The 13,073-nt window shown below is 62.5% G+C and carries 10 protein-coding genes; 5 read left to right on the top strand and 5 right to left on the bottom strand.

Annotated features, from left to right (window positions below; genetic code table 11):
• The coding region (locus tag NKH99_RS10485) for an NAD-glutamate dehydrogenase (protein WP_353013927.1) at positions 1-3,858 on the bottom strand (3,858 nt) is incomplete at its 3' end.
• Positions 3,859-3,988: 130 nt separating this feature from the next.
• Between NKH99_RS10485 and NKH99_RS10480 the strand changes: the two genes are divergently transcribed.
• Both NKH99_RS10480 and NKH99_RS10475 read left to right on the top strand, forming a co-directional pair.
• Positions 3,989-4,552 carry a peroxidase-related enzyme gene (locus tag NKH99_RS10480; RefSeq protein WP_352683681.1) on the top strand — a complete coding sequence of 188 codons (564 nt, stop codon included), beginning with the start codon at positions 3,989-3,991 and terminating at the stop codon, positions 4,550-4,552.
• Between the two features lie 137 nt (positions 4,553-4,689).
• A complete protein-coding gene (locus NKH99_RS10475) occupies positions 4,690-5,013 on the top strand; it encodes a YciI family protein (RefSeq protein WP_023678126.1) in 324 nt (107 codons plus the stop codon).
• Positions 5,014-5,020: 7 nt separating this feature from the next.
• Here NKH99_RS10475 and NKH99_RS10470 read toward each other — a convergent pair whose 3' ends face one another.
• A complete protein-coding gene (locus NKH99_RS10470; RefSeq protein ID WP_352834068.1) occupies positions 5,021-5,635 on the bottom strand; it encodes a LysE family translocator in 615 nt (204 codons plus the stop codon).
• 393 nt (positions 5,636-6,028) lie between these two features.
• Between NKH99_RS10470 and NKH99_RS10465 the strand changes: the two genes are divergently transcribed.
• Entirely contained in the window at positions 6,029-6,655 is a 627-nt protein-coding gene (locus NKH99_RS10465; RefSeq protein WP_352540902.1) for a DUF1062 domain-containing protein, read from the top strand.
• A gap of 255 nt (positions 6,656-6,910) precedes the next feature.
• Here the strand turns inward: NKH99_RS10465 and typA are convergent, their stop codons facing one another.
• Positions 6,911-8,740 carry a translational GTPase TypA gene (gene typA / locus NKH99_RS10460; protein ID WP_353013925.1) on the bottom strand — a complete coding sequence of 610 codons (1,830 nt, stop codon included), beginning with the start codon at positions 8,738-8,740 and terminating at the stop codon, positions 6,911-6,913.
• Positions 8,741-8,938: 198 nt separating this feature from the next.
• Between typA and NKH99_RS10455 the strand changes: the two genes are divergently transcribed.
• A complete protein-coding gene (locus tag NKH99_RS10455; protein WP_353013922.1) occupies positions 8,939-9,220 on the top strand; it encodes a hypothetical protein in 282 nt (93 codons plus the stop codon).
• A 46-nt stretch (positions 9,221-9,266) separates the two neighbouring features.
• On the opposite strand, the gene NKH99_RS10450 is transcribed toward NKH99_RS10455, so the two are convergent.
• A complete protein-coding gene (locus NKH99_RS10450; RefSeq protein ID WP_353013920.1) occupies positions 9,267-10,841 on the bottom strand; it encodes an alkaline phosphatase D family protein in 1,575 nt (524 codons plus the stop codon).
• A 195-nt stretch (positions 10,842-11,036) separates the two neighbouring features.
• Entirely contained in the window at positions 11,037-12,320 is a 1,284-nt protein-coding gene (locus tag NKH99_RS10445; protein WP_353013918.1) for an MFS transporter, read from the bottom strand.
• 82 nt (positions 12,321-12,402) lie between these two features.
• On the opposite strand from NKH99_RS10445, the gene NKH99_RS10440 reads away from it, so the two are divergent.
• A complete protein-coding gene (locus NKH99_RS10440; RefSeq protein ID WP_353013916.1) occupies positions 12,403-13,008 on the top strand; it encodes a TetR/AcrR family transcriptional regulator in 606 nt (201 codons plus the stop codon).
• Positions 13,009-13,073: the final 65 nt, after the last annotated feature.

Below are 13,073 nucleotides of genomic sequence, written 5' to 3'. Positions count from 1 at the left end.
CACCACTTTATTCGCATTGGAACGCCCCAGCCCGCGGGGGGCGGGGGTGCGGGGCTCGCCGCGCGGTTCGCGCGCGTCAACTCCCGCCGGCGACGGCAGCGTCTCGACGGCACGGTCGAGCAGCCCGCGCGCCTCGAGCGCCTCCATGAAGCGGCTCTGATGGGCAATGTCGGCAAGGCCGCGCTTGCGAGCAAGGGACAGCGCCAGCGTCTGCTGGTAATTGTTGGACAGCACCAGGGCGCTGACCTCGTCGGTCATCTCGGCCAGCAATTTGTTGCGCGACGGCCGCGTCAGCGAACCCTTCCGCATGGCGGAAGCCAGCGCGATCTTGATGTTGACCTCGACGTCTGAGCAGTTCACGCCGCCCGAATTGTCGATCGCATCTGAGTTGCAGCGGCCGCCATTCAATCCGAATTCGATGCGCGCCCGCTGTGTGACGCCGAGATTGGCGCCTTCACCGATGACCTTGGCACGCAGGTCGAGCGCGGCGATGCGGATCGCGTCATTGGCACGGTCGCCGACGTCCTGGTTGGTCTCGCCCGATGCCCTGACATAGGTGCCGATGCCGCCGAACCACAAAAGATCTGCCGGCGCCTTGAGGATGGCACTCATGATCTCGACCGGCGTGGCCGTTGTCTTGCCGAGGCCGATAGCTGCAGCCGCGGCGGCCGGCAAGGTGATCGACTTCTGGCTGCGCGAGACGATGATGCCGCCTTCGGACAGCTTCGTCTTGTCGTAATCCTGCCAGCTTGAGCGGGCGAGAGCGAACATACGCCGGCGCTCGGCCATCGAAGCGGCCATGTCGGGATCGGGATCGATGAAGATGTCGCGATGATCGAAGGCGGCGATCAGCCGGGTCTGCTCCGACAGCAGCATGCCGTTGCCGAACACGTCGCCCGACATGTCGCCAACGCCGACGACGGTGAACGGCGTGGTTTGGATGTCGCGGTTCATCTCGCGGAAATGCCGCTTGACCGCTTCCCAGGCGCCCTTGGCGGTGATGCCCATCTTCTTGTGGTCGTAGCCGGCCGAACCGCCGCTGGCGAAAGCGTCGTCGAGCCAGAAGCCGTGCCTTTCGCTGATGGCGTTGGCGATGTCCGAGAAGGTCGCCGTGCCCTTGTCCGCGGCGACGACGAAATACGGATCATCCTGATCGCGCCGCACGACGCCGGGTGGCGGGATGACGCCGTCCAGCCCGATATTGTCGGTGATCGACAACAGGCTGGAAACGTAATTCTTGTAGGCGGCCGTGCCGGCCTCGAAAATTGCGTCGCGCCCGGCGCTCATCGGCAGCTTTTTCGGGTAGAAGCCGCCCTTGGCGCCAACCGGCACGATCACCGCATTCTTGACCTGCTGTGCCTTGACCAGGCCGAGCACCTCGGTGCGATAGTCCTGCGCACGGTCCGACCAGCGCAGGCCGCCACGCGCGACCGGGCCGAAGCGCAGATGCACACCCTCGACCTCGGAGCCGTAGACGAAGATCTCCCGCCATGGCCGCGGCGCCGGCAGCCCGTCGACCGATTGCGAATCGAGCTTGATCGCCAGCGATTGGCCTTTCTGTTTCGTATCGGCAACGAAATGATTGGTGCGCAGCGAGGCTTCGATCAGGTTCAGATAACGGCGGATGATGGTGTCGTCGTCAATGTTGGGAACGTCTTCCAGCGCATCCGTGATCTTGGCTTTCAGATGTTTGGCCTGAACGACGCCTTCCTTCTCGGCCGTCGCGCCGAGGCGGGCGACAAACAGCGCATGCAGGTCGCGGGCGATCTCGGGATAACGGTTGAGCGCGGCGGCGATGAAATCCTGGCTCTGCGGGATGCCGGCCTGCTGCAGATAGCGGCCATAGGCGCGCAGGACGGTGATCTCGCCCGACCACAGGCCGGCGGTCTGGGCAAGGCCGTTATAGCCGTCATTGTCGACATCACCGCGCCAGACGGAAAGGAACGCATCCTCGAACAGCGCGCCGCCATTGCCGAGGTCGATCGGCCTGCCGTAGCTGTTCTCGAGTTCCATGTCGTGGATGAAGACCATGCCGGGCTGATCACTATTGATCGTGCCGGATTGAATGTCGCCGACCTCGAAAGTGCGCTCGCTGATGACGCGGAAACCGATGTTTTCCAGCACGGGAACGCGCCGCGACAGCGCCACCGGGCTGCCATGGTGATAGATCTTCAGCGCCGCCTGATGCGGCTTCTGGTCGGCGTGACGGTAATAGTCGATGGCGATCGGATTTGAGGCATCGAGCTTGGCGATGCGCCCGGCATCGGCCAGCGCCACGGCCGGCCGAAAACTGTCGCGATAGCTTTCCGAAAAACGCGAGGCGATGGCCGTGAGTCTCGCATCGGCGCCGGTCTCGGTCGCGGTCTCGCGCAGGGCATCGTCCCAGGTCCGTACGATGTCGCGGATCGCCGCCTCGATCGTTGCCTGCTCGACCTTCGGCGTCTTGCCGCCGGAGCGGCCGATGATGAAATGGACGCGCGCCAGCCCGCCTTCCGGGAAGGCCGGATAGTACGCCGACAGCCGGCCTTCGAAGACGGTCTTCAGATAAGTGCCGATCTTCTCGCGCACGACGCTGTCGTAGCGGTCACGCGGCACGAAGACGAGCACGGAGACGAAGCGGTCGAACTGGTCGACACGCACCAATGCCCTGACGCGCGGCCGCTCGATCAAGCCCAGTATGGCTTCGGCATGCTTGCGCAGGATCGGCACCGGAACCTGGAACAGCTCGTCGCGCGGATAGCTCTCCAGCACGTTGATCAATGCCTTGCCGGAATGGTCGCTTGGATTGAAGCCGGATTTGGCGATGACGGTTTCCGCCTTCGAGCGCAGATAGGGGATTTTCATCACCGAGCGCGTATAGGCAGTCGAGGTGAACAGGCCGACGATACGGAGCTCGCCTGAAAGCACGCCTTTGCCGGTGTAGGTCTTGACGCCGATGTAGTCGAGGTAGATGCGGCGGTGCACCGACGACTTGGCGTTGGCCTTGGTGACGATCAGCGGTTCCGGCCCATGCAGGAAGGCGCGGATTTCCGGCGTCGTGCTCACCGCTTCGGTGCCGCGTCTGAGCACCAGCACGTCGGGATCGGAAAGGATGCCGAGGCCGGGCTTTTCGGCGCGCTCGAGCATGCCGCTCGTCTCGCCGCCGGTATAGTTGAATTCGCGCATGCCGAGAAAGGTGAAGTTGTCGTCGCGCAGCCATTCGAGGAAGGCGATCGCCTCGGTGACATGGGCCTTGTCGAGCGGCACTGGCGAGTAGCGGAATTCCGAGATCGCCTGGTCGAGGCGGGCAAGCATCGGCTTCCAGTCGGTGACGGCGGCTCGCACCTGGCCGAGCAGCTTCGTCAGGCGTGCGGCCAGGCCTTCGGCCTGCTCGGCCGAAAGGCGGCCGATATGGACATGGATGACGCTCAGTCGGTCATGGCTGTGGTCGCCCTTGGCATAACCGCCATCGCCGAGGATTTCCTCGACGCCGTTCTTGCCGTGCCTGACGACTATGACTGGATGGGTAACCAGCAGCGGCTCGCCGGCGCTTTCTGTAATCTCGCCGAGGACGGAATCGAACAGGAACGGCATGTTGTCGTTGACGACAGTGATCACCGTCATCGGCCGGCCCTGGCGGACGACACCGGAATCGACGTCTATGGCAACGACGCAGTCGTCCTTCTTGTGCCTGGCCACTGCGCGGCCGGCGAGTTCGGCAGCGCGTTCGAGATCGATGACGTCGTAGGCGGCGACATCTTCGGCCGGAGCTCGGGCCAGCAGGTAGTCGGCAAGCCTGCCGGGCTTTTCACCACCCGCGGCTTCACCCCTCGTCAGGCCGGCTTTTTTCAACCGGCTCGCTGACTTTACGCTGGCCATGAGTCCCTCCCGTCACATGTTTTTGCGGCTATGCTAACAGATGACGGGTATTTGGCGACAAAGGTTTGACGGCTTGCGACGAAATGTCGGAATTCACCGGCAGCCTGGCGAAAAAGAGGAGAGATCCGCCATGACGGACAAAATCACCGCGCTTGACCTGGCACCGGCGGAGCTGAGCGACGCGACCAAGGCCTATTTCACCAAGTGCCGGGAGAAGCTCGGCCTCGTTCCCAACGTGCTGCTCGCCTATGCGTTCGACGAGAAGAAGCTGCGCGCTTTCACCGACATGTACAATGATTTGATGCTGGGTGAATCCGGCCTGTCGAAACTCGAGCGCGAGATGATCGCGGTGGCCGTCTCATCGGTCAACCATTGCTACTATTGCCTGGCCGCGCATGGCGCGGCGGTGCGCCAGCTTTCCGGCGACCCAGCCTTCGGCGAGATGATGGTGATGAATTTTCGCGCCGCCAAGCTGTCGGACAGGCAACGCGCCATGCTCGAATTCGCGGTGAAGCTGACCGGGCAGCCGGCAAAGATCGTCGAAGCGGACCGGGCGGCGTTGCGGCAAGTCGGCTTTTCCGACCGCGACATCTGGGACGTCGCCTCGACCGCGGCGTTCTTCAACATGTCGAACCGGCTGGCATCGGCAATCGATATGCGGCCGAACGATGAATACCATGCGATGGCGCGATAGGGCACCGCCGTTGCGAGTCAACGGCATATTATATTAGCTACTTCGCATTCTCGTTGCTTGTTTGCCGGTTTGGTCCGATGATCGGCATGCGGCATGACCGCATGCCGGTTCGATGCCGCCGATCAGAGGAGGAGAACATGGCGAAATTTCTCTACGTCTATCACGGCTCGGGCAAGATGCCAACCGAGGAGGCCGAACGGAAGGCAGCGATGGATGCCTGGAACGGCTGGTACGGCAAGCTTGGCTCAGCGGTGGTCGACGGCGGCAATCCAGTCGGCATGTCGAAGACCCTGCTGCCTGGCGGCAAGGTCGAGAACAATGGCGGCAGCAATCCGACCGCCGGTTACACCATCATCGAAGCAAAGGACATCGACGATGCCGTCGGCAAGGCCAAGGATTGTCCTATCTTGACGGACCCGGGTTTCAGCGTCGAGATCGCACCGATAATCGAAATGGGTTGACGCCGGCTCAAGACCGCGCGGCGATCGCCGCCGCAGCGCCGGCCATGGTACCGGCGCTGATGCGGTTGGCGATTTTCATCGCCCGCTTGCTCCTCAAGAGCTTGCGCGCCTGCGATGCGGCGAGCACCCATGTCAAATCGATGGCGACCAGGACCACTGCCATGGTCGCCGTCAATTCGATCCAGCCCACCATGCTGACCGAACCGAGGTCGATGATGGTCGGCAGCAGCGCCAGATAGAACATCATGATCTTGGGGTTGCCGAGTGTCACCGCCATGCCGGCAAAGAACAGTCTGACGGGCGAATCTTCGCGCGGCAGCGCGCCTTCCTTGGCCTCGACCGGTGCCGTCCACATCTTCCAGGCAAGCCAGCCGAGATAGGCGACGCCGACCCACTTCACGACGACAAAGGCAAAGTGGAACGTCTGCGCCACCACGGCGAGGCCAAACACCGCCAGCGACAGCCAGATCGCTTCGCCGATCCACATCGCAAGCAGGAACGGGAACACGTCGCGAAACCCTTTTGCGATGACCCGCGCCACAAGAGCGGCGATCGATGGGCCGGGCGAGCCGGCGGCAACAAGCAGGGCGCCGGCAAAAATCAGAAGCGATGTGAAATGCATGACGCGGATCCCGTTTGAAATGTTTGGGTCGTTCAAGATAACCCAACTGGTCCGACGACAGTAGCGTCCACCGAAAGAAGGCTTGTCGGCCAGGCACCTCGCGGCTAGAAATGTCGTCCCGACATCATTTCGAGCTTCACTTTGCCTTCGTAACCGCCGGTCTCGTCAACTCCCCCAACACAGAGCAGGGCGTCGCAGTCGCGATGCCTGTTTTCACATCATGTGTTCCTCGGGTGGCGGTTCGAGACCGGTTTGGCACTGCTGAACCGCTGTCGCGCATAACCACCCGCGACACCTGATTTCCAACTGCCGCAGTCTCTCGCCACGCCGTGCCCGCATGGGTTCTCGATATCGCCGATCTGACGAACTTCCCGACGGGAAGGGCTTTTCGGCATGCCTTCGATACTGCGTATCCGCTGGACGATCACACCCAAGACCGCACCTCGACCTCACCTCAACTGCAATCGCTGCGGCGGCCTGAAAGCCTATCGCTGCAGCGGCAAATTCCGGGTCAATGCCAACGGCAAGCGCATTGACGCCTGGTTGATCTACCGCTGCATCGACTGCGACAATTCCTGGAATTTCGGCATTCTGGAGCGCTGCAGCCGCCGCGATATCGAACCGACAATATTGCAGGCGCTCGAAAGCAACGATCCGGTCCTGGCGCGGCGCCATGCCTTCGATGTTGCCGCATTGCGAAGCAGTATCGGGCGCGTCGAGGAGTTTCCCGAAGCCGTCGTTCATAAGCAGGCGCTCGGGGATAGACCGGAAAATACCAGCGCGCTCGAACTTCAGCTCTGGCTCGAAATGCCGACAGCGCTGCGGCTCGACCGGTTGCTCGCCAACGAACTCGGTGTCTCGCGATCGCGGCTTCAGGTTTGGGAAGAGAAACGATTGCTGGTGGTTGGTCCGGACGGAGCCAAAGCCTTGCGCAAGCCAGCGCGGGCGGGAACGGCGATCCAGATCCACCTGTCTGGCGAACCAGACCGGGACAAAATCATTTCGGCTGCAGGTGAATGAGGCAACGGCAGGAATCCGTACGGCCAGGGGTCAGTCGCCCTCTTTGGAGGCCGAGCCAATCAAACCCTTGGCCGCATCGAGATCGAGTCGGCGACTTGCACATGGATCAAGCCAAGCCTGCCCGTGTCGAGAAGATAATTCGCGAGAGCATAAATTCCATACGCGTCGAGCATCGACACGCAAACTTCGGCCTCGGGTCGATTGTCGTATATGACAGCCGTGACGAGTTTACCGCTCATTGCGCGGTATTGCCCTTTATGCTGCGCCGACCACTTTCGCCGACTTCTCAAAACGCTTGCGCTCGTTCGGATCGAGATAGAGCTTGCGCAGGCGGATGGTCTTCGGCGTCACTTCGACCAGCTCGTCGTCCTGGATCCAGGCCAGCGCGCGTTCCAGCGTCATGCGGATCGGCGGTGTCAGCTTCACCGCCTCGTCCTTGCCGGCGGCGCGGATGTTGGTCAGCTTCTTGCCCTTGAGCACGTTGACTTCGAGGTCGTTGTCCCTGGAATGGATACCGATGATCATGCCCTGATAGACCTTGACGCCGGGGTCGATGACCATCGGGCCGCGGTCTTCCAGGTTCCACATGGCGTACGCCACCGATTCACCCTGTTCGTTGGAGATCAGCACGCCGTTGGTACGGCCAGGCAGCTCACCCTTGTAAGGTTCATAGGCATGGAACAGCCGGTTCATCACAGCGGTGCCGCGCGTGTCGGTCAACAGTTCCGACTGGTAGCCGATCAACCCGCGCGTCGGCGCGTGGAAGACGATGCGCTGGCGATTGCCGCCCGAAGGGCGAAGCTCGACCATCTCGGCCTTGCGCTCCGACATCTTCTGCACGACGACGCCGGCATGCTCCTCGTCGACGTCGATGACGACTTCCTCGACCGGCTCCAGCAATTCGCCGCTATCGCCCTTCTGCATGACGACGCGCGGCCGCGACACGGCGATCTCAAAACCTTCGCGGCGCATCGTCTCGATCAGCACGGCCAGCTGCAATTCGCCGCGGCCGGAAACGAAGAACGAATCCTTGTCAGGTGATTCCTCGATCTTCAGCGCGACATTGCCTTCGGCCTCGCGCAGCAGGCGGTCGCGGATGACGCGGCTGGTCACCTTGTCGCCTTCGGTACCGGCCAGCGGCGAATCGTTGACGAGGAAAGACATCGTCACAGTCGGCGGATCGATCGGCTGCGCGTGCACCGGCTCGGTCACCGACAGGTCGCAGAAGGTGTCGGCGACAGTGCCTTTCGACAGGCCGGCGATGGCGACGATGTCGCCCGCCTGCGCCTCGTCAATGGGCTGGCGCTCGAGCCCGCGGAAAGCAAGGATTTTCGAGATTCGGCCGGTTTCGACCTGGGTGCCGTCATGGTGCAGCACCTTGACCGCCTGGTTGGATTTCAGCGTGCCGGATTCGATACGGCCGGTGATGATGCGGCCGAGGAAAGGATTGGCTTCCAGGATGGTGCCGATCATGCGGAATGGGCCGGGATGAACGGTCGGCGCCGGCACGTGCTTGATGACGAGGTCGAACAGCGGCGCCAGAGCCTGGTCCTTCGGACCTTCGGGGTTTTCCGAGACCCAGCCGTCGCGGCCTGAACCGTAAAGGATAGGGAAGTCGAGCTGCTCGTCGGTAGCGTCAAGTGCTGCAAAAAGATCGAACACCTCGTTCACCACTTCGACGTGGCGGGCATCTGGCCGGTCGATCTTGTTGATGACGACGATCGGCTTCAGTCCAACCTTGAGTGCCTTGCCGACCACGAATTTGGTCTGCGGCATCGGCCCCTCGGCGGCGTCGACCAGCACGATGGCCGAATCCACCATCGACAGAATGCGCTCGACCTCGCCGCCGAAGTCGGCGTGGCCGGGCGTGTCGACGATGTTGATGCGGGTGTCCTTCCAGTCGACCGAGGTCGCCTTGGCCAGGATGGTGATGCCGCGTTCCTTTTCGAGGTCGTTCGAATCCATGGCGCGCTCGGCGACGCGCTGGTTGTCGCGGAACGAGCCGGACTGTTTCAGAAGCTGGTCGACGAGGGTGGTTTTTCCATGGTCGACGTGCGCGATGATCGCGATATTGCGGATTTTCATGTTTTGGTCTCGGGAGCGTTGCAGGCAGCAGGCCAAAAGGCGCTGCCTCTTTCGGTTGGGCGGCTCATACAGGGTTTTTCGCAATTGCGAAAGAGGAGGCGAGCCACCAAATAAAGTCACCAAATCTTAAATGTCTTGGTGTGAAGTGGAATTATTAACCAAGGCGGAACCTTTCATGGTCCGGACAGTTCGAATTTCATGATCGAGGTAGGCATCAAACTCCGGCCGATTTTGGCATGTACCGCGCTTGCCGTCCTCCTCGCGGCCGGCGCGGCGCAATCGGCGGCGTCGTTCAAGGAGACGCGGTCTGCTTTGCCGCCCGACAAGCCGTCGGCGGAGCAGCTTTTTGCCGATGCTCCCGATGGCGTCGATCCGGTGGTGACCGGGCCGGTCAGCGCCGCCTTCAAGCAGCGGCAGCAAAATGCCGGATGCGACAGCGCCGTCTGGCCCAACATTCCCGTCGTCTGCTATCCCGATTGATATACGTCCTACCCTCGGGCTGGCCCGAGGGTAGTGGCGCCGTCGCTCACGCCGACCGCACCGGATCGAGCGTGACCTTGTAGAGTTCGCTGTCGTCGCGATCCATCAGCCGCACCGTCAACTGCTCGGTGGCGCCATCGATCTCGACGAGCCCGAAGAACTGCAGGCCGGCCGAAGGCGGCAGGTTTTGACCCTGTTCGGCAGTTGGTGCCTTTATGAACCTCAGCTCCGGGCCGAATGTCATATCGAAACCATTAGGCCCGAACGTGCCGGAATGGATCGGACCCGAAACGAATTCCCAAAACGGATTGAAGTCCTGGAACTGCGCCTTGTCCGGATTGTAGTAATGCGCGGCTGTATAATGCACGTCTGCGGTGAGCCAGACAGTGTTGCTGATACCCGCATTCTTTATATAGCGAAGAAGGTCGGCAATTTCCAGCTCACGCCCTTTGGCCGGGCCATTGTCGCCATTGCTGACCGCCTCGGCCCCTACCTTCTTGGTGCCGTCGTTCCAGACGACGAGGCCGAGCGGCATGTCGGCGGCGATGATTTTCCAGGTTGCGTTGGAATTCGCCAGTTCACGCTTCAGCCACTTGATCTGCTGTTCACCGAGGATGCGCGATTGCGGCGTCATCGTCTCCTGCATATCCGGACCGTTGGGGCCGCGGTAGGAACGCATGTCGAGGAAGAACACGTCGAGCAGCGGACCATAGGCGATCTTGCGGTAGACGCGGCCGGGCTCCGACGGCTCGTAACGGATCGTCGTCATTTCGTGGAAGGCGCGCGCCGCACGTGCCGCCAGCACATGGACGGATTTTTCAGTGTAGCGATCGTCGGCGCTCAGGTCCTTCGAGTCCGACCAGTTGTTCAGCACCTCGTGGTCATCCCACTGATAGAAGGTCGGACAGATGGCGCTGAGCGCCAGCACATGCCTGTCCATCATGTTGTATTTCCACTGCGCCCGGTATTCGTCCAGCGTCTCGGCAACCTTGCGCTTCTCGTCGATCAGCACTTTGTTTTTCCACTTGCCGCCGTTGGGCAGGTCGACCTCGTCCTTCATCGCACCATCGGCATAGATCGTATCGCCCGAATGCAGGAAGAAGTCGGGCGTGTGCTTGGCAATGGTGGCGTAGGTCTTCATGCCGGTCTCGTCGATGCCCCAACCTTGGCCGGCGGTGTCGCCCGACCAGGCAAAGCGAATGTCGCGCTTCGAGGCAGGTGCCGTGCGGAAGCGGCCGACGACCGGCTCGGAAACGGCGTTGATGTCGGCAAGATCGGCCGCGACCATGCGGTAGAAGATGTCCTGGTCGGAGGCGAGATCGGTAAGCAGCCGCTTCACCGTATAATCGCTGGCCGGCGAGGTATCGAGCGGCGCGAGGCGGACGGCATTGGTGAAGCTTTCGGTCCGCGACACCTCGAACATGACGCGCGACGGCCGGTCGGTGCGTGTCCAGACCATGCCGCTGGTGGCGTCGACGTCGCCGGACTGGATGCCATGGGTGAAAGCCGGGCGCTGATTGGCGCGCGAGTAATGGGGGAGGGCGAGGCCCGAGGCGCCGACCAGGCCAACGGCGCTGGCCGACGTGACGAAAGCGCGCCGCGTCATCGAAATCTTGTTCATGGCTGTCTCCTGGATGGCGTTGAACGTCGCCGCCAAGCTCCAGCTTCAATGTTTCAGGCACATTTCGAAACGATGAAGGTTTGATAACAGTGAACAGGCTGGCGAATCTCCCCCCTCGAGGGGGAGATGTCGCCGAAGGCGACAGAGGGGGTCGTCTCGGATGGAGCGCCGGCCTCCTGCATCGGCGATTGCGCCCTACGCCGCCTGCGGTTCCGGATCAAACGCCGGGCGGCTGGTGTTGATCAACAGCGAGATGCAGGCGGCGGCTATTGCCGTCATACCGGCGATCAGGAAGGCAAGCTCGTAATTGCCTTGCAGCTCGCGCATGGTGCCGCCGAAGAAGGCCGCTGTCGCGGCGCCAACCTGATGGCCGGCGACGATCCAGCCGAAGACGATCGGCCCGCTGCGGTCGCCGAACGCCTCGTTGGAAAGCCTGAGCGTCGGCGGCACCGTGGCGATCCAGTCCAGTCCGTAAAACACCGCGAAGATGATCAGGCTGGTCGCCGAGAAGCCGGAATAGGGCAGATAGATCAGCGACAGGCCGCGAATGCCGTAATAGACGCCGAGCAGCTTGCGCGGGTCGAAACGGTCGGTGAGCCAGCCCGACAGCGTCGTGCCGATCAGGTCGAAGATGCCCATCATCGACAGCAGGCCTGCGGCCTGCACTTCGCCGATGCCCATATCGCCGCAAAAGGCGATCAGATGCGTGCCGACCAACCCGTTGGTGGTGAAGCCGCAAACGAAGAAGGTGGCGAACAGATACCAGAACACGCGCGTGCCGGCGGCGCGGCGCAGCGTGCTCAATGTATGCGAAAGGAAATTGCCTTGCGAGGCTGGCGGCACCGGCGGCACGTCGTCGGCATCGGCGCCATAGCGGACCATGCCGATCGACGCCGGGCGCTCCGGCACCAGCATATAGACCAGCGGCACCAGGCAGGCGGTGGCCACGGCAATGGCGATGGCGACCGGCTTCCAGCCGCCCGACTGGGCGAGCGAGGCGAGCAGCGGCAGGAAGACCAGCAGCCCGGTGGCACTGGACGCCGACATCAGTCCCATCACCAAGCCGCGATTGGTCTTGAACCAGCGGTTGACGATGGTCGCGCCGAGCACGGTGGCGACGGCGCCCGAGCTGACGCCGGAAAACACGCCCCAGGTGAGGAGCAGATGCCACGGTTTGGTCATCAACAGGCTGAGCGCGGTCGATCCCGACATCAAGAGCAGCGCGGCAAGCAAGGTGCGGCGCAGCCCGATCCGCTCCATCAGCGCCGCGGCAAACGGCCCGGTCAGGCCATAGAGGAAGATGCCGGTGGCCGCCGCCAGCGACACCACGTCGCGCCGCCAGCCGAAACTGTTCTCCAGCGGCAGCATCATGACTGCCGGCGCCGAACGCAGGCCCGCTGCGATCAGCAGGCAAAGGAAGATGACGGCGCCCACGACGAAAGCGTAGCGCTGGCCAAACGGGCGGGATTGAGTTATCATGTTACTGACCGGTACGTTGCAGGAGCGCGAAACATACGTACCGACCGGTAACATTGTCAACCAGCTAATCGGCAGGCCAGGCATGAAAAGCATTGAACCAACGATCAAGGCCAATGACGCACCGCCGCCTCGCGCCGCCGAACGGATTCTCCAGGTGGCGCGAGACCTGTTCTACCGGCAAGGCATCAGGGCGATCGGCGTCGACGAGATCGTGCGGCGTGCCGGCGTCACCAAGCCCAGCCTCTACCGCAGCTTTCCGTCCAAGGATGAGCTGGCCGCATCCTACCTCCGGCACTATGATCTCGAATTCTGGGAGCGTTTCGACGAGGCGGTGAATGCCCATCCCGGCGATCCGCGCGCGCAGATCGTCGCCTTCCTGACGCGTGTCGGCAAGCGTACGCAAAGGCCCGACTATCGCGGCTGCGGCATGACCAATGCCGCGGTCGAATATCCCGAACATGGCCATCCGGCCCGCGTCGTGAGTGAGGCCAACAAGCAGGAACTGCGCCGCCGCCTGCGCGCCATGGCGGCGGCGATGGGCGCCGGCGACGCCGAGACGCTGGGCGACGGGCTGCTGCTCCTGATCGAGGGCGCCTATATTAGCGGCCAGCTGTTCGGTGCCGGCGGGCCGGCGAAGTCGGTGGCCCGCAACGCCGATCTTCTGATAGAGGCAAGCTTGAAGAAATAGTGGTCCGTTTTACAAGACCACTGTGCGCAGCCTGACTTCCTCTAGGCTGCCGCTAAATTTGACGG

The sequence above is a fragment of the Mesorhizobium sp. M0854 genome (assembly GCF_040319815.1).
Taxonomy (GTDB): domain Bacteria; phylum Pseudomonadota; class Alphaproteobacteria; order Rhizobiales; family Rhizobiaceae; genus Mesorhizobium.
This window is presented reverse-complemented; position numbering and strand designations above follow the sequence as displayed.